The organism is Motilibacter aurantiacus (genome assembly GCF_011250645.1).
Lineage (GTDB): Bacteria > Actinomycetota > Actinomycetes > Motilibacterales > Motilibacteraceae > Motilibacter_A > Motilibacter_A aurantiacus.
Map to the genome: position 1 here is coordinate 144155 of NZ_JAANNO010000001.1, position 22879 is coordinate 167033.

Here is a 22879-nt window from a genome sequence, read left to right on the forward strand (position 1 = left end):
CCCGCGGTGGCGAAGGGCCCGGATCCGGGCACCACGACGACGGCCAGTGCGGCGATCAGCGTCTGCTGCGAGTCGATGCGGCGGGACACCGCCCCCGGGAACAGCATCGCGATCGCGTGACGAGGGAGCTCGTGAAGAGCAGCGACACCTGCACCACCTCGACGGCCGGCAGCTCTACGGCCCCGCAGACAGCGCGACACACCCGCTCCCCGACGAGCTGCACCCCGACGCGGACACCCGCCGTCTGATGGGCGGGCGCTTCGCGCCGCTCGCCTTCGGCGCCGGCCGCGCGTTCAGCGAGCGGGCTCGCCGATGCGCGCCTTGAGCTCGTCGATCGCGGCGATCGGCGAGGGGTCGACCCCGGTGGCGAGCGCCAGGTAGGTGGTCGCGAAGTCCGCCAGCCCGACCAGCGAGGCGAGCCGCTCGACGGCCGTGTCCCCGTCCGCGCGCAGGACGGAGGTGGGCACGCCACGCCCCTGCGCGACCGCCTCGACGGCGTCGGCGCGGGCAGCGATGCGCGGGTGCTCGGTGGGGTCGCGGAGCAGGACGGCCCGCAGCCGCAGGGCCTGCGGCTCCTCGAAGGGGTCCCGGAACAGGTCGTCGGCCGCACCGTCGCCCGCCCCGGACAGCGGCCCGTCGAGCGCGACGACGGCGTTGTGGCCGGCCTCCGGCAGCTGGCCGGGCGCCGCGGGCAGCTTGGCGTTCTCCGCCAGCTGGGACACCATCCGGTACGCCGCGGCCGCCGCGACACCGCTGGTGCCCCACACCATCGGCAGCGTGCCGGCCAGGGCCAGGGCCAGGTCCTTGGCCGGGTTCTCCCCGACAGGGAGGCGGGGGCCGTACCGTTCGGCCAGGACGTCGAGCCGGGCAGCGGTGGCGGCGAGCGCCTCCTGCGGCACGGCGGCCAGGCCGAGCACGTCGGCCAGGACCAGCAGCGGGACCGACAGCGACCAGAAGCAGGCCCGCGGCGGGCGCCCCGCCGCGTCGACCGGCAGGTGCACCCCCCGGGCGCGCTCCCCGACGGCCGCCAACGCCGAGCCGGGCCGCCCGACGGTCACGACCCGGGCGCCACGCCGGGCCGCCTCCTCCGTCACGAGCAGCGTCTCCTCGGTGGAGCCGCTGCAGGAGACGCCGACCACGAGGTCGAGCGGCCCCACCCAGCCGGGCAGCACCAGGTCGTGCAGCGCGAGCACCTGGACCGGGCAGCTCGGGCCGGTCACCGCGGCCAGGGCGTCGGCGGCGATCCCGGAGCCGCCGACGCCGGCGACCACGACCGTGCGCGGCCGCCCGTCATCGGCGACCGAGCGGACACCGGCCTCGAGCGCGCTGCGCGCAGCGGTGCGTACCTGCGCCCCTGCGCCGGCGCAGGCCGGGAGCATCTCCCCGGGGTCCGCGCCCGCGAGGGCCTCCGCGTCGTCCAGCAGGGCGTCGTCGGCGACCAGCGTCCCGGCCATGGCCTCCCCCTCAGTCCTCGGAGCCGTCCGTGGCGGCGGCCCCGCCGCCCGGCGTCCGCGCCTCGTCCAGCAGCAGGACCGGGATCCCCTCCCGCACGGGGAAGGCGAGCCCGCACGCCGGCCCGGTGCAGACCAGCTCCGAGCGCTCCACGTCCACACGCAACGGCGAGTGGTCCTGCGGGCAGGCCAGGACGTCGAGCAGCCAGGCCTCGAGGCCGAGCGCCTCCGCCCCCGCGGTCACGACTGCGCCCGTACGATCGCGAGCACCTCGTCGCGCAGCGCTTCCATCGCGGGCCGGTCGGCGGCCTCGACGTTCAGCCGGAGCAGCGGCTCGGTGTTGGACTTGCGCAGGTTGAACCACCAGTCGGCGTGGGTGAAGGTCAGCCCGTCGAGCCGGTCGACCTCGACGCCCTCGCGGGAGCCGAACTCCTTCTCCACCGCGGCACTGCGCTCGTCCGCGTCCGCGACCGTGCTGTTCACCTCGCCGGACGCGCTGTAGCGGGTGTAGTCGGCCAGCAGCTGGGAGAGCGTCGAGCCCGCGGGCGTCTCGCCGAGCGCCGCGAGCGTGTGCAGCGCTGCGAGCATGCCGGAGTCGGCGCGCCAGAACTCCCGGAAGTAGAAGTGGCCCGAGTGCTCACCACCGAAGACCGCACCGGTCTCGGCCATGTCGGCCTTGATGAACGAGTGGCCCACCCGCGAGCGGAACGGCTTGCCGCCGTGCTCGGTGACGATCTCGGGCACCGAGCGGGACGTGATGAGGTTGTGGATGACCGTGGCGCCCGGCTCCTTGGCCAGCTCGCGCACCGCGACCAGCGAGGTGATCGTCGACGGCGAGACGAGCTCGCCCCGCTCGTCCACGACGAAGCAACGGTCGGCGTCGCCGTCGAAGGCCAGGCCGATGTCGGCGCCGTGCTCGCGCACCGCGGCCTGCAGGTCGACGAGGTTCTCCGGCTCGATGGGGTTGGCCTCGTGGTTGGGGAAGTTGCCGTCGAGCTCGAAGTACATCGGCACGACCTCGAACGGCAGGCCCTCGAACACGACGGGGGCGGTGTGCCCGGCCATGCCGTTGCCGGCGTCCACGACGACCTTGAGCGGCCGCGCGCCGGACAGGTCCACGAGCTTCTTCAGGTGGGCCGCGTAGTCGCTCAGCACGTCGCGCTGCTCGACGGTCCCCCGCGTCGCCACCGGCTCCGGCAGCCCGTTGTCGAGGTAGTCGCTGACGAGGTCGGCGATGTCGCGCAGCCCGGACTCCTGGCCCACGGGCGTCGCACCGGCGCGGCACATCTTGATGCCGTTGTACTTCGCCGGGTTGTGCGACGCGGTGAACATGGCGCCAGCGCGGTCGAGCGAGCCGGAGGCGAAGTAGAGCTGGTCGGTCGAGGCGAGCCCGATGTCGATCACCGACGCCCCCTGCGAGGTGACCCCGTCCGCGAACGCGGCCGCGAGCCCGGGCGAGGACGGCCGCATGTCCCGCCCGATCACGGCCCGGTCCACGCCGAGCACCTTGACGAACGCCACCCCCACCGCGCGGGCCAGGTCCTCGGTCACGTCCGTGCCCACGAGGCCGCGGACGTCGTATGCCTTGATGATCTTCGACAGGTCTGCCACGGGCGGGAGCCTAGCCGCGTCGAAGGACGGCGCGAGCCGGCGCGTGCGCGTGTGCGCCCGGGTCACCCGGACGGGCCGGTGCGGTCAGCCGGCGGCGGAGCCCGTCCGGCCGCCGGGACGGGTCAGCTGTCCGGGCTGCGCAGCACCCGCAGGTGCCCGCGACGCCCCTGCACCGGCGCCGCGTCCGGGAACGTCCCCGTCCGCTGCTCCGGCGGCAGGGGACGGGCGGCCTCACGCACGGCGTCGGCCAGCGCCTCGATGTCGTCGCTGGTCGGCTCGGGCTCGGCCGCGCCCACGGCGAGCCGGACGACCTCCCACCCGCGCGGGGCGGTGAGCCGCTCCGCATGCTCGGCGCAGAGGTCGTAGCAGTGCGGCTCGGCGTAGGTCGCCAGCGGCCCGAGGACCGCGGTCGAGTCGGCGTAGACGTAGGTCAACGTCGCCACGGCAGGGCGCCCGCAGGCCGTGCGGGTGCAGCGACGGGCTGGTCTCACAGCCGCTCACCTTAGATGCCCGCACCGACGAAGGGGTCGATCCGCGCCGCGGAGCCCGTCGTGTCGCCCCGCGAGGAGGAACCCGACCCGCTGCCCGCGCGTTACGGGCCGACCTGCCCGACCGGTCGGGGATACTCGGGCCCGTGCCGATCCCCCGACGCCGTGACCGCCACGGGCGGGGCCTGCGCGGCCCGCTCGGGCCGTCCTCCGTGCCGCTCAGCCGGTCGCGCGGCGAGGTCTTCGACGGGCTCGTCCTCGACGCCGTGGAGCACCTCGAGCGGCGCTGGGAGGACCGGATGCGCGACATCGAGATCGGGGTCGAGAACGTCCCGCCGGTCGAGGCGCCGCCCGACAGCCCGGACCCGGTCCCGCTCGGCCGCGCCTTCCCGCGCGTCGGGGACCTGCCGCCGCGGATCGTGGTCTACCGCCGCCCGCTCGAGACCCGGGCCCTGGACCGGCGCGACCTGGCCGACCTCGTGCAGGACGTCGTGACCGAGCAGGTCGCCGAGCTGCTCGGCGTCGACCCGGGGACGCTCGACCCGGGCTACGGCGGCCCTGCCGAGGAGGACTGACCCTTTCCCCACGCACCCGGCGCTGCTCCCGCGACGTCGGGGAGCCGTCCCCACGGCCAGCGGCTGTGGACAACTCGCCACCTGCGCATGATCAGCGGGGAAGGAGGGGCAGCGCTAGTCGCGGCCGAGGGCGGGGTCGGCGTGGACCGCCGGCACCGGCACCGCGACCGGCGCGGAGCGCAGCGGCAGCGCGGTGAGCATCGGCCCGCGCGGCTCGGCCTCGCGCAGGGTCGCCCCCGCGTACACCTCGCCCGAGCCGGCCTCGACGACGAGCAGGACGGAGTACGCCGCCTCCGCGTCGGTCGGCAGCGGCACCAGCACCGAGCTGGCGGCCCCGACGAGGACGGTACGCGCGGACGGAGCCTGCCGGCCGGGCTGCGCGAGCGGGACGACCCGCACCGTCGCGCCGCCCTCAGGAGCGGTGAGCAGGAGCTCGGCCAGCCGCCCCGCCCCGGTGGGGACGTACGCAAGCGTGGCCTGGTCGCCGCTGGCCAGCGCGGTCGAGGCCGCGGTGTAGGCCAGCTCCCCGGGCGTCGTGCCCGCCCCCTGCGCCGTCCCCTGCCGCATGAGCACGCCGGCCGTGACGGGGACGTCGGAGGTGAGCTCGAGGGCCGCGGCCTGCCGGCCGAGGGCCTCGCCGAGCTCGACCTCAGCCACGGACCCGGCCGGGACACGCACGGCCGCGAGGGCGTCGGGAGCGGCCTCCCCGTCCACCCCCAGGGCGCGCACGGAGACCACGGCCCCGGCGTCGCCGGGGGCGAGGATCTGCAGCAGGCGCTGCCCGCTGCCCTGCAGGACCGCCGGGACGACGACCCGGGTGGCGGGGGCGGCCGCCGCCGGCACCCAGTCGGTCCCCAGCGGCTGCAGCCCGTCGTACTGGTCGTCGCGCAGTGCCGTCGCGACCCGGCCCTCGCGGGCGACGACGTGCACCCCGTAGCGGCCGGCGGGGGCCTCGGCGTCGAGCCGGACCACCTGCTGGGCACGCGGCCCGATCGCGACCGAGCGCAGCCCGGGCGCGTCGACCGGGCCGTCGGGGCCCCACAGCTCGACGTCGACCATGGCTGCGGCCTCGTCGGGATTGGTGAGGAAGAGGGTCGCGCTGCGCCCGACCTCCGCGCCCGCCCCGACCAGCCAGGCCTCCGTGCCAGCCGGGTCGCAGCCGCCGACGGCGATGCCGCGGCCCAGGCCCGCGGCGGTACGGGAGAACTGCACGGCGCCCAGGCCGGGCGCCAGGGCGCCGGTGCCGCGGATGAGGACGGGGCCGGTCTGCGGCGGCACGGGCGCGGTGACCGCCTGCCCCCGCGTACGCGACAGCTCGCCCGCGCCGGGCTGCTCGAGCCGGCCGCGGCCGGTCAGCCGGTCCATCGTGAGCTGACCACGCACGGCGGCGGGCTCCTCCGCGGGCGCGGCGGCCGCCACGACCGAGGAGGTCACCCCGGTGGCGGCGGGGGCCGGGCAGCTGAGCACGGCCGCGGCGACGGGGACCGAGCGCGGCTGCGACAGGTCGGCCGGCGGCGCCTCCGCGCGGATCGCCCGGGCCGTGCCGACCCCGGCGCCCAGCACGAGCAGGACGGCGGCGAGCGCCAGCGCCGGCGCAGGCCGGCGCGGGATGCGGGTCATGCGCGGGCGTCCTCGGGGTCGGTGTCGCGACGGCGCGCGGCCGGCAGCGTGAGCAGCAGGGCGACGGCCGCGAGCCCGAGGCGGGCCGCCCCGCCGCGCGCCCGGCCCTCGTCGGCGTACGTCACGGTGAGCGTGCCGCCGGCCGCCGGCAGGGCGAAGGCCTGCGCCCAGCGGGCACCCGCCGGGGCGGCCGCCGGGTCGAGCGGCTCGCCGTCCACGGTCGCCCGCCAGCCGTCGGCCCGCGGCTCGGTCAGCACCAGCAGGCGCCCGGCCGGGCCGGCGGGCAGCTGCGCGGTGGCGCCCGCCCCCACCGGGGTGGAGGCCAGCTCCGCCGCCCCGCCCGCGCCCACGACCCGCAGCGGGGCCGCAGGCACCGCGGCGACGTCGACCTCCCACAACGCGTGCGGCTGCTGCTCGCCGGCGCGACGCAGCCCCGGGACCGCGTCCAGGGCCCGGACCAGCGACGGGTCGACCGGGGCCTGCAGCAGGACGTACCGGACGCCGAACGGGGGCAGCGCCGCCGCCGCGGAGCCGCCGCGCCCGGAGGCCAGGTCGGCGACGGCCGCGGCGAGGGCGTCCCGGGCGGCCGGCTCCCCGGCCAGCTCGGCGTCGCCGAGGCGCGAGCCGTCGCCGCGGTCGAGCAGGTACCGCACGCGGGCCGTGTCCCCGGCGAGCACCAGCGTGCGCACCCGGGCCGGTCCGGCCGACTCGGCCGTCACGAAGGCGGGCACCGCGGAGACCGTCCGATCGAGCGGCCCGGTCGCGCCCACGCCCACCCAGTGGGCGGCGACGACGAGCGGGGACACGACGGCGAGCACTGCCAGCAGCACCGCGGTGGGCTGCCGCCAGCCGAAGCTGCGCTCCCGCAGCCGGGCGGCGGCCCCCTCGGCCCCGGCGGCCGCCGCGAGCACGAGGCCGGCACCGGCGGCCACGGTGGCAGGGCCCGGCCAACCGGCCGCGCTCCCTCCGTCGACGGGCAGGTGGGTGCGCGAGACCAGCACCCCCGCCCCCATCCCGGCCAGCGCGACCCCCCAGCCGGCGGCCACCAGGCCGGGCCGCGGGCTCCACCGGGCCACGAGGATCGCGGCGAGCGCCGCGAGCAGCACTGGCAGCGTGAAGGCCAGCGGGTACGCCCCCGGGCCGCCCGGGTGCAGCAGCACGACGGCGAGCGGGTCGAGGGCAGGCTCCGCGAGGCCGGGGCCGGGCAGCCCGGCCTCCGCGGCCAGCAGCGCGGGGTCTGCCGCGATGCGGGCCGCCTCGGGCGCGAGCAGCGCGACGGGCAGCCCGAGCACGACGGCCGCGCGGGCCAGCGCGCCTCCCAGCGCTCGCCCGCGACGTGTGGCGACGGCCCCGCGGAGCGTGCAGACGGCGGCCAGCGGCCAGAGCACGGGAGCGAACGCGCAGGCGACGGCCAGTAGCAGGCCGGCGGCCCACGTCGCCCGCCAGCGCTCGCGGCCGCGCCCGAGCGCAGCGGACGCCGTGCGGGCGACCAGCGGGACCAGGACGAGCACGGCGGCGGTGCCCAGCCGGCCGGCGGCGACCGCCCCGGTGGCGGCGGGCAGCAGGGCGTACGCGGCGGCGGCCCAGCAGCGCACGGCGCGGGAGGCCACGGCGCGGCGCAGGGCGACGTACGCGGCGAGGCCGGCCAGCGGCACGGCGCCGAGGAGCAGGACGTCCACGGCGAGCGGGGCGCGGCCGCCGAGCACCCCGGCGAGCAGCCCGAGCGGCACCAGGTGGGCGGGGGCGGCCTCGCCGCTGCCGACACCGGCGGCGTGCCAGCCGGCCACCGTCGCCGTGAGCAGGTCCGCGGCCCCGCCGGGGGCGGGCAGCAGCGCTCCGCCCGCAAGGCTGCCGGGCCCCACCAGGCGGCGGGCGCCGAGCAGGCCGACGAGGGTGAGCGCGACGAGGAGCAGGGCCGACGGGCGCAGCAGCAGGCGGCGCAGCAGCGACGGGGCGGGCGCGGGCAGCTCGTCGGCGCCGTCGGGGGACGGGCCGGTCTCCGGGGCGGCCGGCCCCGCGGACGGCCGCGGCGGGTCGAGGGCGGCGGCGGCGGCGTCGCGCAGGTGCCGCAGCGCCGAGCCCGGACGGGCGAGGTAGGGGCGTACGTCCCCGGCACCCACGCGCCGGGACCGCCGGCGTCGCGCGCGGGCGCGCAGGAGCGGGACGGGCGCGGCGAGGGCGGCCGGCAGGGCGAGGGCCTCGGCCGCGGCGCCGCGCGGGTCGCGCCCGAGCAGCAGCGCACCGGCCCGCAGCACGGCTCCGGCGACCAGCCGGGCCAGCAGGAGCGGCAGCGCCCAGCTTGCAGTGTTGAGCAGGAGCACCCGCAGCGCGGCCTGCCGGTCGGCACGCAGCGCGGAGCCGCGCACCGCGGCGGGGCGGCGGCGGCCGCGTCGGGCGGCGGCGGCGTGGACGAGCACGGCGTCGGTGGCGCAGACCACCCGGTAGCCGGCGGCGCGGGCGCGCCAGCCGAAGTCCACGTCGTCGCGGAAGAGCGGCAGCGAGGGCTCGAGGCCGCCCAGCTCGTGCCAGGCGTCGGCCCGGACGAGCATGCCGGCGGTGTTGACGGCGAGCACGTCCCGCAGCCCGTCGCGCTGGCCCTGGTCGACCTCCGCCCGGTCCAGCCCGGTCTCGAGCCGGCCGCTGCCGGCGATGGTGACGCCGACCTCGAGCAGGCGCCGGGGGCTGCGCCAGTCCAGCAGCTTCGGCCCGAGCACGGCGGCGTCCGGGGCCTGCGCCGCGGCCACCAGCAGGGCGTGGAGCGCGTCCGGGCGCGGCGCGGCGTCGTCGTGCAGGAGCCACACCCAGCCCGGAGCCGTGCCGTCGGCCGGGGCCGGCCCGAGGGCCGCGAGCCCGGCGGCGACGGAGGCGCCGAAGCCGGAGGTGCGCGGGGCCCCGACCACCAGGTCGAGCTCGCCGCGGGCGTGCGCGGCCTCCAGCAGCGCCCGGGTCCCGTCGGCGCTGCCGGCGTCGACCGCGACGAGGCGGTCAGGGCGCAGCCGCAGCCGGCGCAGGGCGTTGAGGGTCGTCGGGAGCCAGGCCTCTCCGTCGTGGCACACCAGGACGGCGGTGACCGTCCCCGCAGCCGGCGGCACGGGTGCCGGCACCGCGTCGGGGGCGTCGTCCTCGGGGAGGAAGGGACCCGGCTGCGCGGGGGCCGTGCCCGGAGCGGCGGGCCCGCCCGCGTGGGGAACGGCCCGCGTCGCTCCCGACGGCCGCAGCCGGGCGAGAGGCGCAGACGGGGGACGCACCAGCAGAGCGTGCACCAGCGGACGCACTGCGCCGGGGAGGCTCGCCGCGCCCCTCCCGAGGAACCCGCCGCGGCAGTGTCAGGGTCGGCGCCCGCCGGGCGCCCGCCCCGTGTGCCCCGCGACCTCCTCGCGCCCGGGCATCGCCGGCTGCGCCCCGCGCCGCGTGGTGGCCAGCCCGGCGACCGCGACCGCCCATTGGACCGCCTCGGGGAGGGTCGCACCGCGCGCGAGCGCGTCGGCGAGCCCGGCGCAGAACGCGTCGCCGGCTCCTACCGTGTCGACGGCGTCCACGGCGGCGGCGGGCACGTGCTGGGCCGAGCCGTCGCGCCCGACCACGAGCGCCCCGTCCCCGCCGAGCGTCACCACGACGTCGAGCCCGGGCAGCAGCCGGGCCGCGGCGAGTGCCTCGTCGAGCGTGACCGGGGCGGGGCGTCCGGTGAGCAGCCCCAGCTCGGTCCGGTTCGGCACCAGGACGTCGACCTGGTCGAGCAGGTCGCGGTCGAGCCGGACGGCCGGGGCGGGGTTGAGCAGGACGCGCGCCCGGCCGGCGCGGGCGAGCCCGGCCGCCCGGCGTACGCACTCGACGGGCACCTCGAGCTGGCAGAGCAGGACGTCCGCGACCGACAGCAGCGGCTCGGCCGCGGCCACGTCCGCGGGCGTGAGCCGCGCGTTCGCCCCGGGGCTCACCACGATGAGGTTCTCGCCGACGCCGTCGACCGCGATGAAGGCGGCCCCGCTGGGGACGCCGGCGGTGGTGGGCACGTGCCCCACGGCGACCCCCTCCGCGGCCAGGGCCGCGAGCATCGAGCGCCCCGGCTCGTCATCGCCGACCCGCCCGACGAGCGTGACGTCGCAGCCGAGCCGGGCGGCGGCCACGGCCTGGTTCGCGCCCTTGCCCCCCGGGAAGCGCGCCCGGTCGCCGCCCAGCACGGTCTGGCCGGGCACGGGCAGCCGCTCGACCGGGACGACGACGTCCTCGTTGCAGCTGCCCACGACGACGACAGCCGGGTCCCTCACGTGCCCTCCCGTGGACGCCCGCCCGGACGGTGGCGGACCCAGGGACGATCGCACAAGCCGCCTCCGCGGCGCACCCGGGCGCCCTGCATGCGGGAGCGCGGGGCCGCGTCGGCCGAACGCAGCTTCTGTCGACACGACGCCGGGCGCGGCGCCACCCGGCATTCGCTGGATCTTGGGAGGACGTTCACCCGGACGGAGGTTTCCGGTCGCGCGAGCACTGCAGCGTCGGCGCGTCCCCAACTCTGCACCCGGAGTCCTGATGGCCACTTCTGCCGACAGCACGCCCTCGCCGGGCCTGAGCCGTCGCGCCCTGCTCGGCGCAGCCCTGGTGACGCCGGCGGCCGCCGCGCTCCCCACCGTCGTGGCGCCCACGGCTGCGCACGCGGACGGCGCCCCCTACGGCCGGGTCGACCCGGAGAGCCCGCGGTTCACGCTCGCCGTGCTGCCCGACACGCAGTACCTCTTCGACCACGACGCGTCGGACCCGACGCCGCTGTCGGCGACGTTCCACTACCTGCTGAAGCAGCGCAAGGACGACAACATCGTCTTCATGACGCACCTCGGTGACGTCACCGAGCACGGCACGCAGGACGAGATCAGCCTCGCTGCGAAGACCTTCGACGCGGGGCTGTCGAACCAGATGCCCTACAGCGTCCTCGGCGGCAACCACGACGTCTCCGGTGACGACCAGCGCGGCAACACCCCGTACCTGCAGGCGTTCGGCCCGCAGCGCTACGCGGGCATGCCGACCTTCCGCGGCGCCTCCCCCGACGGCTACAACAGCTACCACGTGGTCCGCGCGGCCGGCCGCGACTGGCTGGTCCTCGCCCTGGACTGGCGGCTCTCGGCCAAGGGCGTCGCCTGGGCGCAGGGCGTCATCGACGCCAACAAGACGCTCCCGGTCATCCTCACGACCCACGACCTCGTCGGCTCGGTCGGGACGGCGCCGGCCGGCCAGCCCACCCCCGCCGGGCTGTCGGGCAACGGGCAGTACCTCTGGGACAACCTGATCCGCAAGAACGACCAGGTCTTCCTCACCCTCAACGGCCACTACTGGCCCCCTGCGCGGACCGTGCTCACGAACGACCGGGGCAACGCCGTGCACGCGCACATCACGAACTACCAGGACCGCTACTACGGCGGCGCCGGCATGATCCGGCTCTACCACTTCGACCTGGCCCGCGGCGTCATCGACGTCGAGACGATCGCGCCGTGGTTCCTCAACCGCAACCCCGACAAGCGCGCCCCGCTCGAGGCCGAGACGATCGAGCTGACCGGCATCGACGACCGCTTCAGCATCGAGATCGACTTCGCCGAGCGCTTCGACAGCTTCGCCCCGGTGGTCGTCCCGGCCCCGCGCCCGGCGAGCGCCGTCATGCCGCGCGGCACGCTCGCGTACTGGCGGTTCGACGCCGCGGGCATGGCCGGCGCGGGGACCGTCGGCGCCCAGGTCGCCGAGGGCGTGCGCGTCAAGGACCTCACCGGCAACGGCAACGACCTGGTCTCCCGCTACATCGGGCAGGTCGGCACCCCCTTCGGCATCAAGGGGAACATCGCTTCGCGCGTCGTTGCGATCACGGCCAGCGGTGAGAACGCGCCGAACGAGGTCGCCGCGAACCTCAACGACCTCGACGGCGGCAGCAAGTGGCTGGTCCGCACCAGCACGGGCTGGGTGCAGTACCGCCTCGACTCGGCGATCACGGTCGTCGGCTACGCGCTGACGAGCGGCAACGACTCCCCCGGCCGCGACCCGCGCGACTGGGCCCTGCAGGGCTCGAACAACGGCAGCACGTGGACCACCCTGGACACCCGGTCCGGCCAGACGTTCGCCTCCCGAGGGCTCACCAGGCAGTACGACATCGCGACCCCGGGGCCGTACTCCTACTACCGGCTCACCGTCACCGCGAACAACGGCCAGCCGCTGACCCAGCTCGCCGAGCTGCAGCTGACGGACGACCTCAACGGCCCGACCCCGCCCGGCACCTCGATCCTCAGCTGGTCCGACGACCACATGAGCGGCTCGCCGTCGCACGCCAGCCTCCGCTTCAACGGCGGGCAGAGCCCCAACCGCGGCGCGATCCTCGAGTCCGTGCCCGGCGCGAGGATCAGCACGGAGAAGTTCCTCTCGGGCTTCACCATCGAGGCCTTCCTCAAGCTGCCCAAGCCCTTCGTCGGCAGCCACGCCTGGATGGGCATCCTCAGCTGGGAGGGCAACAACGGCCGCACCAGCGGCTACACGCCCAACGAGCCGCCGTGCAGCCTGAACCTCTCCGGCGAGCGCTTCCTGCAGTTCGTGCTCTACCCGGAGCTCGACGTGGCCAACAACCCGACGCACTGGAGCCACGCACTGCCGGTCGGCGAGTGGCAGCACGTGGCCGTCGTCAACGACGGCAGGAGCTCGGTGGTCTACGTCAACGGCTCGAGGATCGCCCGCAACCCCACGGCCAGCGCCCGCGGCATCCAGACGCTCGGCAAGCCGTTCGTGATCGGCGCCACGCAGTCCAACGAGACCTTCGGCCAGGGCTTCTACGGCTTCATCGGCGACGTGCGGGTCAGCACCCGCGCCCTGCAGCCGAAGGAGTTCCTCAAGCCGTACGACCGCTGACGCGACCGGCAGGGCCGCTCCCGGCGCGGGGGCGGCCCGGCCGCAGCCGCAAGCGTTCATCCGGACTTCATCCGCCGCTTCACTGTTCCCGCGGGAATCGCAGGATGGCCGCAGGACGGTGCCGGTGCCACGACCTCCGGCGACCAAGGAGCAATCCGCCATGGGCCACACCCACGGGCACGACCACCACCATCACGACCACGCGCACCCCACGGGCTCCGAGGTGCCCGAGGCCGTCGACACCTCCGTCCCGGACTCCGAGCTGAGCCCGCGCGACCTGTCCCGTCGCAAGCTGCTGCGCAACGCCGGCCTGCTCGGCGCGGGTGCCGGTGCGATGAGCGTGTTCGGCCCGGGCGTCGGCGCGGCCGCGGCCGCCTCCGGCGGCGACGTCGCCCCGGTCGCCGACGACGAGGTCGTCTACCTCGCCGGCGACCACCACATCCACACCCAGTTCAGCTCCGACGCGATGTACCGGGTCGAGGACCAGGCCCGGCGCGCCGCGGAGTACGGCCTGGACTGGATGGTCGTCACCGACCACGGCAGCGTCACGCACGCGCGCATCGGGGTGGACAAGGTCAACCCCGAGATCGTGGCCGCCCGCGAGGCCAACCCGCGGCAGCTGATCTTCCAGGGCCTGGAGTGGAACATCCCCGCCGCCGAGCACGGCACGGTGTTCGTGGCGCCGGGCCCGAACGAGGTCGCGGTCCTCAAGCAGTTCGAGAGCGACTTCGACGGGTCCGTCTCCCCCGCGCCGCGCAACGAGGCGCTGGCCATCGCCGGCATCAACTGGATGGCGCAGCAGAAGGCGGCCGGCCGTGTCGAGGACGCGATCATGTTCGCCAACCACCCGGCACGCCAGGGCATCGACTCGCCGCACGAGATCCGCGGGTGGCGGGACGCCTCGCCCGGGACGTTCGTCGGCTTCGAGGGGGCACCGGGGCACCAGGCCGCCACGCTGCAGCGGCCGAACGCCGGCGCCCGCGGGCTCTACGGCGGCGCCCCCCGCGCGGACAGCTTCCCCGGCTACCCGCTCGAGTCCTACCGCACCCACGGCGGCTTCGACTGGATGACCGCGACGGTGGGCGGCCTGTGGGACTCGCTGCTCGCGGAGGGCAGGCCGTGGTGGATCACGGCGAACTCCGACTCGCACTCGGTCTTCGAGGACCGGTTGGTGCGAGGCTCCTTCGCTCCCGGCGAGACCTTCGAGACGCTCGGGCACTACCCCGACCCGGTCGACTCCGGCGAGCCGCAGCGCAACCGCGCCGACTTCTGGCCCGGCTACTACAGCCGCACCCATGTCGGGGTGTCCAAGTACGGCTACCTCGACGTCATGGCGGGCCTGCGCGCCGGCAACGTGTGGGTCGACCACGGGCACCTGATCGACGGCATCGACGCGAAGCTGCGACTGCGCGGCAGCGTGCAGCGCAGCGCGACGCTCGGCAGCACGCTCACCGTGCCGCGGGGCTCTCGCGTCGACCTCGAGGTGACGATCGACCTGGCCACGCGGCCCAACCTCGCTGGCGAACTGCCCCGCCTGCGCCGGGTGGACGCGATCGCCGGCACGGTCACCGGCCCGGTGGCCGACCGCGACACGTTCACCACGAACAACACTCGCGTGGTGGAGCAGTTCGAGATCAGCCAGGCCTCCGGCCGGGTCTTCCTGTCGATGCGCTTCCGCCCGGTGGAGCAGCCGTTCTACGTCCGCCTGCGCGGCACCGACGCCAACCGCACCGCGGTCGGCCTGCGCGGTGCGGCGATCGACCCGGTCGGCCCCGCGCAGGACGTTCCCGGTGTCGGCAGCCCGTGGGAGGACCTCTGGTTCTACACCAACCCGATCTTCGTCAACGTCACGTGACGAGCCGTCCGGTGGCCACCGGCCGGCCGGCGCTCGCGCCGGCCGGCCGGATAGTGGTGGGAGCCAGCGCGCTGCACGCGGACCGGCACCTCGCCGAGCACCTGCTCGAGGGCCTGCTGGGCGCCGTCGCGGCAACGGGCGCGGGTGCCGCCGGAGCCGTGGCGTGCACGCACTTGGTGGCCGCGCCGCATCGACACGAGGCCGTGTCCGTCGAGGTCGGCGCCCGCCCCGGTCCGGCGGTCGACGCCGTGGCCCTCGCCGAACGGCTGGGGCCGGAGGCCGGCGTCGTCGTGGTGGACAGCTCGGGGGCCCGGCAGGCCGCAGGGCCGGCCGCGCAGGTGGCCGCCGCGCTGGAAGCGGCGAGCGCCCACGCGACGCGATCCGGCGGGCGCGCGGTCGTCTTCCCCGGCCAGGAGTCGGTCACCGGCGACATGCCGGTCTCCGAGCTGCTCGCCCTCACCGCCATCGATCGCGTCCGCAGCAGCCAGGGGGCGTACGCGCCCGAGGCCGTCGTCGTCACCCGCGGCTACGTGCGGCCGCAGTACGCCGACGGCCGGCTCGTGCTCCTCTGCGAGCACGCCGACCCCACCCGGCTGCTCCCGTGGGAGATCGAGAACCCGGCCGTCTGCGGAGGCCACTGAGCGGCTGCCGCCGCCTGCAACCGGTAGCTGCCGGTGCGGGCGGCGGCGCGTCCCGGACGTTCGCAGCCGCTGTCAGTTGGCGATCGGCCGCTAAGGGAACCCGTCCCGGGCAGCGGCCGCCGCACGGTCGTGGGTCACGGGGTAAGCCGCCCCCGTCGGGTCCTCGGGTGTGCCCGCGAACAGGAAGACGAGCGTGCGGGCCCGCCTGGGCCGTGGGTCGGCGGACGCGCTGGTCACGTCCCGGACCGGCATGACCACCTCGTGCGATCTGTCCGAGCCCGACACGGCCACCCGCTCCTGCAGCTGTGGCCCCGTGGGGAACTGGCTCGCCATACCGCCCGCCTTCCGCCTCCGCGACTGCGCCTACGTCCGGAACGGGACGGGCGGCCCCGGCATTCCACACCGAGGCCAGCCTCTCCCGCCCCTTCGCCGCCCGCTCACCGCAGCACGAGCTCCTCGTCGCGCGGGTCGTCCCGCTCGGCCGCCTGCCTGAGGCCGTGCCGCTCCAAGCCGGCGCCCTCGATGTCGACGTTCGGCAGCAACCGGTCGAGCCAGCGCGGCAGCCACCACGCCCGCGTGCCGAGCAGCGCCATCACGGCGGGCACGATGGTCATGCGGACGACGAAGGCATCGACGGCGACCCCGAACGCCAGCGCGAAGCCGATGCTCTTGATGGTCGCGTCGTGGCCGAAGACGAAGCCGGCGAAGACCGAAGCCATGATCAGGGCTGCAGCGGTCACGACCCGCGCCCCGTGGCGGAAGCCCCCGACCACCGACTCGTCCGGTGCGGCCCCGTGCACGTGGTCCTCGCGCATCCGGCTCACCAGGAAGACCTCGTAGTCCATGGCGAGGCCGAAGAGCAGCCCGATGAGCAGGATCGGCAGGAAGCTCAGGATCGGGCCGGTCTGCTGGACGCCGATCGGCTCGGCCAGCCAGCCCCACTGGAACACCGCGACCAGCGCGCCGAACGTCGAGGCGAGGCTCAGCAGGAAGCCGAGCGTCGCCTTGAGCGGCACCAGCACGGAGCGGAAGGCGACGGCGAGCAGCAGCAGGGCGAGGCCGACGACGACGGCGAGGAAGACCGGCAGGGCGCCGAGCAGCTTGGCCGACACGTCGATGCCGATCGCGGTGTTGCCCGTGACGTAGACCTCGGCCCCGGTCGCCCGCTCGAGGGCCGGCCGGTCGTCCCGGATCGCCTCGACGAGGTCGTTGGTGGACTGCTCGGACGGCCCACCGTTCGGGATGACCGTCACGATGGCAGTCGTGCCCGCCGCGTTGAAGACCCCGTCGGTCACGTTCACCACGTCGGGGAGCTCGCGAACGGTCGTGACGGCCTGCGCGACGGCAGCCCGTGGGTCGGGGGCCGAGGCCGCGTCCACGACGACGGTCAGCGGCCCGTTGAAGCCGGGGCCGAACCCCTCCGAGAGCAGGTCGTACGCCTTGCGCTGGGTGGTCTCGGCGGCGAGGTTGCCCTCGTCGCCCATGCCCAGCCGCAGGTCCAGCGCGGGCACCGCGACGACACCGAGCCCGATGACCGAGGCCAGCAACACCGGAAGCGGACGTCGGGTGATGCCGCGCGCCCAGCGCGTGCCGAAGCCGTCGCGCGTCTCCAGCCGTGCCTGCCGCTTGCGCAGGCCGGGGACGGGCCAGCGGTTGAAGCCCGCACCGGCGAAGCCGAGCATGGCGGGCACGAGGGTGAGCGAGACGAGGACGGCGACGCCGACCATGGCCGCCGCGACGAGGCCCATGGTGGACAGGAAGGGGATCCCGACGACGGAGAGCCCGGCCAGCGCGATCATGACCGTGGCACCGGCGAACACGACGGCGCTGCCGGCGGTGCCGACCGCCCGGCCGGTCGACTCCTCCGGTGACATGCCCTCGGCGAGCTGCTGCTTGTGCCGGCTGGCGATGAAGAGCGCGTAGTCGATGCCGACGGCCAGGCCGATCATCAGCCCCAGCGTCGGGGCGGTGCTCGTCAGGTCGACGACGGCGGACAGGGCGAACGTCCCGGCCATGCCGACGGCGACGCCGAGGAGCGCGGTGAGCAGCGGCAGGCCCGCGGCGAGCAGCGAGCCGAACGTCACGGCCAGCACGAGCAGCGCGACCAGCACTCCGATGGCCTCGGCGGCGCTCTGCCCGGGCACGGCCTGGGTGGCCTCGCCGCCGAACTCCACCTCGAGCCCCTCGGACCGGGCCGGCTCCGCCGTGGCCAGCAGCTGCTCGCGGGCCGTGTCGGTGATCTCGTCGGGCTGCACGCCGTACGTGACGGTCGCGTAGGCCACGCGGCCGTCCTGCGACACGGCCTGCGCCTGGTAGGGGTCGGTGACCGCGACGACCTGCTGGGCGGAGGCGGCGGCGTCGAGCACCGCGGTGACCTGCGCCCGCACGGCGGGGTCGGTCACCCGCTCCCCCTGCGGGGCGGCGAGGACGACGCGCGCCTCCGCACCACCGGCGCCGCCGTCCGGGAAGCGCTCCTGCAGCAGCTCCATGGCGGTGACGGACTCCACGCCCGGGATGGTCAGCTGCGCGTCGGAGTTGCGGGAGAACGCCCCGGCGAGCCCGCTGAGCACGACGAGCAGCAGGACCCACGCGCCCACGAAGGACTTCTTGCGGCGGAAGGCGAGCCGCCCCAGCCGATACAGATAGCGCGCCATGTACGCCTTTCCCGAGGTCGAAGCGGACGGCACGTCGCGCAGGTCGCGACGGGGCTGCCGAGCCTCGACCAGCATCGCCGTGCGGCGGCGTCCCGTCGTCGTCCGCGAGACGGCGATCCCGCCTACTGCAGCTGCAGTACGCCCGGCCTCCGGCTACGACCTCGGCAGGGGCTCGCCGGCGCGCACGAGCCCGGACTGGTACGCCATGACGACCAGCTGCGCGCGGTCCCGCGCGCCGAGCTTCGTCATGGCGCGGTTGACGTGGGTCTTCGCGGTGAGCGGGGAGACCGTGAGCCGGGCCGCGATGTCATCGTTGCCGAGGCCCAGTGCCACGAGCACGACCACCTCGCGCTCGCGCTCGGTGAGCGAGGCCAGCTCGGGGGCGACCACCTGCGGCGCGGCCTCCTGCGGCTGGGCGAGGAAGCGGGCGATGAGGCTGGCGGTCGCCCGCGGCGAGAGCAGCGCGTCACCGGCGGCGACGACGCGTACGGCGTCGAGCAGGTCGACCGGCTCGACGCCCTTGCCCAGGAAGCCGCTCGCGCCGCTGCGCAGCGCGGCCAGCACGTACTCGTCGGACTCGAACGTCGTCAGCACGACGACGCGGACGGCGCAGAGCTGAGGATCGGCCGTGATCTGCTCGCAGGCCGTCAGCCCGTCGGTCCCGGGCATCCGGATGTCGAGCAGCACGACGTCGGGCCGCAGCTCGCGCACCTGGCGCACCGCCTCCCCGCCGTCCGCGGCCTGGCCGACGACCTCCATGTCCGGTGCGCTGCCGACGAGGGCGGCGAACCCCGCTCGGATGAGGGCCTGGTCGTCGGCGAGCACCACCCGGATCGTCATCGCCCCGCCCCGGCCGGCACCGACGCGCCGTCGGCCGCGGCGGCGAGCGGCAGCTCGGCGCGCAGCAGCCAGCGGCTGCCGCGCGGGCCGGCGGTCAGACCGCCGCCGAGCGCGTCGACCCGCTCGCGCATCCCGACGAGCCCGTGGCCCGCGCGCCCACCCGTGCCCACGGAGCCGTCCGCCCGCAGGGGGCTGGTGACGAGCAGTACCAGCACGTCCGCCTTATATCTGATCTCCAATTCGGCACTTCCACTGCCGTGCTTCGAGGCATTCGTGAGCGCCTCCTGGACTATCCGGTACGCCGTGAGGTCGAGCAGCGGTGGCAGCGGACGCGCCGCGCCCACCACCTCGCAGCTGACGCGCAGCCCCGCCCGGCCCATGGACTCGACCAGCTCGCCGACCCGCTCGAAGCGGGGCGCGGGCGCGACCGGGGCGCCGTCCTCGTTGGTCCGCAGCACGCCGAGCAGGTGCGCCATCTCGTCGAGGACCTGCCCGCTCGCCCGGCGTACGTGGGTCACGGCGTCGCGCGCCTGCTCGGGGTCGCTGTCGAGCAGGTGCAGCGCGACGCCGGACTGGACGTTCACGACCGAGACGTGGTGTGCCACCACGTCGTGCAGCTCGCGTGCGATGCGCAGCCGCTCCTCGGCCACCCGGCGCTGGGCCTCCTGCTCGCGGGTCTGCTCGGCCCGCTGTGCGCGCTCCTCGGCCGCGGCGAGCACCGCGCGGCTGCTCTGCACCGCCAGCCCGATGGCGGTGGACAGCGCGCTCCAGGTGAAGGCGCCGTACGTCGTGGGGCTCTGCCAGTTCGACGGGTCGGAGACCATGAGCCCGCAGACGGTGGCCACCGCCGTCGTGAGCGCGAAGCGAACGGCCTGCCGGCGGGGCCACCGGGTGGCCAGGGTGTAGAGAGCCACGGCCGTCGGGAACGTCGCGGTGGTGGCGCCGGCCGAGTGCCCGACGCCGACGGCGCCCACCAGCACGGTCGCGGCCCAGACGTGCACCGGGCGCCGTCGCCGGAAGACCAGGAGCACGCAGCCGAGCACGATCAGGGCCGTGGTCTCGGCGTCCGGCGGGGCGATCCGGCCGGGCTTGTCGGCCGGGACCAGCAGCGCCAGCACGAGCACATGCCAGGCGAGCAGGGCGTCGGCGGCCAGCGGGTGTGCGCGCAGCCACGGCTTCACCGCGGCGAGGAGGCGCATGGCGCCCACGATAGGCGGGCCGGGAGGGCTCAGCCCCCGACGGCCGGGGGCCGGGTCAGACGGCCTGCCGGCGCAGCTTGCGCCGCTCGCGCTCGGACAGCCCGCCCCAGATGCCGAAGCGCTCGTCGTGCGCGAGGGCGTACTCCAGGCACTCGACGCGGACCTCACAGCCCAGGCAGACCTTCTTCGCCTCGCGGGTGCTGCCGCCCTTCTCCGGGAAGAACGCCTCCGGGTCGGTCTGCGCGCAGAGCGCGCGCTCCTGCCACCGGAGCTCCTCGTCCTGCTCCTCGGCGGTCAGCTCCACCAGGCGCAGCGGGTCGGCGGCGGAGAGCTCCTCCAGCCGGCTGTCGAGCACACCGTCGAGCGCGTCCTCCAACCCGCTGTCGAGCCCGCTGTCGAGCCCGCTGTCGAGCCCGGGCACGCGGTGCGCCGGCGAAGTCGCGAGCGAGACGCCGCGCGACACGTCCTCGACCCGCCCGGCGCCCAGGGCCCCGTCGATCTCGTGCATTGCGCCTCCCGTACGTCTGCCTGACGCCCGGCCCGGTGGGCCGGGCGAACTTCCCGGACGATCACTGACTCGACCCGCCGGAGGGGTGGCCCCGGCCTCAGCGCCTCCGGAGCCGATCAGGCCGCCGGAATGACACGCCTGAAATTACACGCGCGTCGCTGCCTTCCCGTCAAGCCCGGGGGTGGTAGTGACCGGGAGCACCCCCCTCCGGCACCCTCTGCCGGGCCTGCCACGGGGGTGGACGAGGATGGGCCGGTGCGCATCGTTGTCCCGGCCGGCGGTACCGGCGGCGCTCGCTTCGTGCGCGGCCTGCTGGCGGCGCTGGCCGGGCCCGCGGGGTCGCCCGGCTCGACCGTCACGGTGATCGGCAACACCGGGGACGACCTCACGATGTGGGGGCTGCGGGTGTGCCCCGACATCGACACCGTGCTCTACACGCTGGGCGGCGGGATCGACGACGAACGCGGCTGGGGCCGGCTCGGCGAGACGTTCACGGTCAAGGAGGAGCTGTCCGCGTACGCCGTCCTCCCCAGCTGGTTCGGCCTCGGCGACCGTGACCTGGCCACGCACCTGACCCGCACGTCCCTGCTCGCCGGCGGGGCGACGCTGTCGGAGGCCACCGCCGTCCTCGCGTCCCGGTGGGGCCTGCCCGAGCGGGGCGTGCGGCTGCTCCCGATGAGCGACCAGCCGGTCGAGACCCACGTCCGGCTCACCCCGCCCGGGGAGGCGACGTCCCGGCTGGTGCACTTCCAGGAGTACTGGGTGCGCTGGCGGGCCGAGCCCGCGGTCGAGGGGGTCGTGTCGGTGGGCGCCGAGGCGGCCTCGCCCGCGCCCGGGGTGCTCGAGGCGATAGCCGAGGCCGACGTCGTCCTGCTGCCGCCGAGCAACCCCGTCGTGTCGATCGGCAGCGTCCTGTCCGTGCCGGGCATCCGGGACGCGATCCGGGAGAGCCTGGCCCCCGTCGTCGGCGTCTCCCCCATCGTCGGCGGGCGCGTCGTCCGCGGGATGGCCGACAAGCTGCTGCCGGCGATCGGGGTCGAGGTGACGGCGGCCGGGGTGGGGCTGGCGTACGGCCCGCAGCTGCTCGACGGCTGGCTGGTGGACACCTCGGACGCTGCGGACGTGGAGCAGGTGGCGGCCGCCGGCATCGCGTGCCGCGCCGTCCCGCTGCTCATGACCGACGTCGCCGCCACGGCGGAGATCGCCCGGCAGGCGCTGGCACTGGCGCAGCTGGTCGAGCGTTGACCGAGGGCCTGCGCGTCCTCCCGGTCACCGGGCTGCCCGAGGTGCGCGCGGGCGACGACCTCGCTGCCCTCCTCGACGCGCGCCTTCCCGAGCTGGCCGAGGACGACGTGCTCGTCGTGTCCAGCAAGGTCGTCGCCAAGGCGGAGGGCCGGCTGCGTCAGGGCCTGTCCCGGGCCGAGGCGGTGGCCGCGGAGACCGTGCGGGTGGTCGCGTCGCGCGGGGAGACGCGGATCGTCGAGACCCGGCACGGCCTGGTGATGGCGGCGGCCGGCGTCGACGCGAGCAACGTCGACGCGGGGGCCGTCCTGCTGCTGCCGGAGGACCCGGACGCCTCCGCGCGGGCCCTGCGCGCGGCGCTCCGGGCGCGGCGGGGGCTGCGCCGGCTCGGGGTCGTGGTCAGCGACACGGCCGGCCGCACATGGCGCGAGGGTCAGGTGGACCTGGCCGTCGGGGCGGCGGGGGTGCTCCCCGCGCTCGACCTGCGTGGCACGCCGGACGCCGGTGGCCGTGTGCTGGACGCGACGGTCATCGCGCTCATCGACGAGCTCGCGTCCGCCGCCGAGCTGGTGAAGGGAAAGTCCGCGGGGGTGCCGGCGGCGATCGTGCGCGGCGCCCCGGGCCTGCTCGACGACGACGGCCCCGGCGCGCGGGCGCTGGTCCGCCCGTCCGCGGGCGACCTCTTCCGGCTGGGCACCCGGGAGGCGATCGCGCAGGGCCGACGGGAGGCGGTGCCGGCCCGGCGCACCGTCCGCAGCTTCACCCCGGAGCCCGTCGACCCGGCGGCCGTCCGGCGGGCGGTCGCGTCGGCCCTGACCGCTCCCGCCCCGCACCACACGACGCCGTGGCGCTACGTCCTGCTCGAGAGCGCGCCCGCGCGGGTGCGGCTGCTCGACGCGATGCGCGACGCCTGGGTGGAGGACCTGCGAGCCGACGGCCGCTCGGCCGACGAGATCGAGCGCCGGGTGCGCCGCGGCGACGTGCTGCGCCGGGCGCCGTACCTCGTCGTGCCCTGCCTGGTCACTGACGGCGCGCACGCCTATCCCGACGCCCGACGGGCCGCGGCTGAGCGCGAGATGTTCCTGCTGTCGGGCGGGGCCGGGGTCCAGGCCCTGCTCGTCGCGCTGGCGGCCGAGGGCCTCGCCTCGGCGTGGGTGTCCTCCACGCTGTTCTGCCCGCACGTCGTCCGCGCCGAGCTCGGGCTGCCCGCCGGCTGGGAGCCGCTGGGCAGCGTCGCCGTGGGGCACGCCGCCGCGCTGCCTCCCGAGCGGGCGCCGCGCGACCCCGGCGACTTCTGCGTGGTGCGCTGACCCTGGGAGCCCACG

The 22879-nt window shown here is 76.3% G+C and carries 18 protein-coding genes; 6 read left to right on the forward strand and 12 right to left on the reverse strand.

The window, feature by feature from the left end; genetic code table 11:
- Nucleotides 1–293 precede the first annotated feature (293 nt).
- From G9H72_RS00710 to G9H72_RS21065, 4 genes are all read right to left on the reverse strand, one after another.
- Nucleotides 294–1454, reverse strand: coding sequence for an SIS domain-containing protein (locus G9H72_RS00710; RefSeq protein ID WP_166166167.1), 1161 nt, complete (start codon nt 1452–1454; stop codon nt 294–296).
- A 10-nt stretch (nt 1455–1464) separates the two neighbouring features.
- Nucleotides 1465–1695 carry a Trm112 family protein gene (locus tag G9H72_RS00715; protein WP_166166169.1) on the reverse strand — a complete coding sequence of 77 codons (231 nt, stop codon included), beginning with the start codon at nt 1693–1695 and terminating at the stop codon, nt 1465–1467.
- Nucleotides 1692–3062, reverse strand: coding sequence for a phosphomannomutase/phosphoglucomutase (locus G9H72_RS00720; RefSeq protein ID WP_166166171.1), 1371 nt, complete (start codon nt 3060–3062; stop codon nt 1692–1694). The genes G9H72_RS00715 and G9H72_RS00720 overlap by 4 nt, the downstream gene beginning before the upstream one ends.
- A 122-nt stretch (nt 3063–3184) precedes the next feature.
- Entirely contained in the window at nt 3185–3553 is a 369-nt protein-coding gene (locus G9H72_RS21065; RefSeq protein ID WP_166166173.1) for a DUF3499 domain-containing protein, read from the reverse strand.
- Between the two features lie 143 nt (nt 3554–3696).
- On the opposite strand from G9H72_RS21065, the gene G9H72_RS22710 reads away from it, so the two are divergent.
- Nucleotides 3697–4125 (forward strand): metallopeptidase family protein, encoded by a 429-nt coding sequence (locus G9H72_RS22710; RefSeq protein WP_331271863.1) that lies wholly within the window; start codon nt 3697–3699, stop codon nt 4123–4125.
- A 114-nt stretch (nt 4126–4239) separates the two neighbouring features.
- On the opposite strand, the gene G9H72_RS00735 is transcribed toward G9H72_RS22710, so the two are convergent.
- The 3 genes from G9H72_RS00735 to rbsK form a co-directional block, all read right to left on the reverse strand.
- The gene (locus G9H72_RS00735; RefSeq protein ID WP_166166175.1) at nt 4240–5745 is read right to left on the reverse strand and encodes a DUF5719 family protein; all 1506 of its coding nucleotides are present in this window, start codon (nt 5743–5745) and stop codon (nt 4240–4242) included.
- A complete protein-coding gene (locus tag G9H72_RS00740) occupies nt 5742–8993 on the reverse strand; it encodes a glycosyltransferase (RefSeq protein WP_166166177.1) in 3252 nt (1083 codons plus the stop codon). The genes G9H72_RS00735 and G9H72_RS00740 overlap by 4 nt, the downstream gene beginning before the upstream one ends.
- Nucleotides 8994–9071: 78 nt before the next feature.
- Entirely contained in the window at nt 9072–10010 is a 939-nt protein-coding gene (gene rbsK / locus G9H72_RS00745; protein WP_166166179.1) for a ribokinase, read from the reverse strand.
- A gap of 259 nt (nt 10011–10269) precedes the next feature.
- On the opposite strand from rbsK, the gene G9H72_RS00750 reads away from it, so the two are divergent.
- From G9H72_RS00750 to G9H72_RS00760, 3 genes are all read left to right on the forward strand, one after another.
- Nucleotides 10270–12615: a LamG-like jellyroll fold domain-containing protein gene (locus G9H72_RS00750; protein ID WP_166166181.1), complete on the forward strand. Its 2346-nt coding sequence runs from the start codon at nt 10270–10272 to the stop codon at nt 12613–12615.
- A 160-nt stretch (nt 12616–12775) separates the two neighbouring features.
- Nucleotides 12776–14470: a PHP domain-containing protein gene (locus G9H72_RS00755; RefSeq protein ID WP_166166183.1), complete on the forward strand. Its 1695-nt coding sequence runs from the start codon at nt 12776–12778 to the stop codon at nt 14468–14470.
- An 11-nt stretch (nt 14471–14481) separates the two neighbouring features.
- Nucleotides 14482–15111 (forward strand): hypothetical protein, encoded by a 630-nt coding sequence (locus G9H72_RS00760; RefSeq protein WP_166166185.1) that lies wholly within the window; start codon nt 14482–14484, stop codon nt 15109–15111.
- A 90-nt stretch (nt 15112–15201) separates the two neighbouring features.
- Here G9H72_RS00760 and G9H72_RS00765 read toward each other — a convergent pair whose 3' ends face one another.
- The 5 genes from G9H72_RS00765 to G9H72_RS22715 form a co-directional block, all read right to left on the reverse strand.
- Nucleotides 15202–15444, reverse strand: a complete 243-nt coding sequence (locus G9H72_RS00765; RefSeq protein ID WP_166166187.1) for a hypothetical protein — start codon at nt 15442–15444, stop codon at nt 15202–15204.
- Nucleotides 15445–15548: 104 nt separating this feature from the next.
- Nucleotides 15549–17765: an MMPL family transporter gene (locus G9H72_RS00770; RefSeq protein ID WP_166167638.1), complete on the reverse strand. Its 2217-nt coding sequence runs from the start codon at nt 17763–17765 to the stop codon at nt 15549–15551.
- Between the two features lie 153 nt (nt 17766–17918).
- Entirely contained in the window at nt 17919–18605 is a 687-nt protein-coding gene (locus tag G9H72_RS00775; protein WP_166166189.1) for a response regulator, read from the reverse strand.
- The gene (locus G9H72_RS00780; RefSeq protein WP_166166191.1) at nt 18602–19804 is read right to left on the reverse strand and encodes a sensor histidine kinase; all 1203 of its coding nucleotides are present in this window, start codon (nt 19802–19804) and stop codon (nt 18602–18604) included. The genes G9H72_RS00775 and G9H72_RS00780 overlap by 4 nt, the downstream gene beginning before the upstream one ends.
- A gap of 55 nt (nt 19805–19859) precedes the next feature.
- Nucleotides 19860–20117 (reverse strand): WhiB family transcriptional regulator, encoded by a 258-nt coding sequence (locus tag G9H72_RS22715; protein ID WP_166167641.1) that lies wholly within the window; start codon nt 20115–20117, stop codon nt 19860–19862.
- 450 nt (nt 20118–20567) lie between these two features.
- Here G9H72_RS22715 and cofD point away from each other — a divergent pair, with 450 nt between their 5' ends.
- Complete coding sequence (gene cofD, locus G9H72_RS00790; RefSeq protein WP_166166193.1) at nt 20568–21557, forward strand: 2-phospho-L-lactate transferase; 990 nt, start codon at nt 20568–20570, stop codon at nt 21555–21557.
- Nucleotides 21554–22864: a coenzyme F420-0:L-glutamate ligase gene (locus G9H72_RS00795; RefSeq protein WP_166166195.1), complete on the forward strand. Its 1311-nt coding sequence runs from the start codon at nt 21554–21556 to the stop codon at nt 22862–22864. Before cofD ends, G9H72_RS00795 begins: the two co-directional genes overlap by 4 nt.
- The last annotated feature ends 15 nt before the right edge of the window (nt 22865–22879 follow it).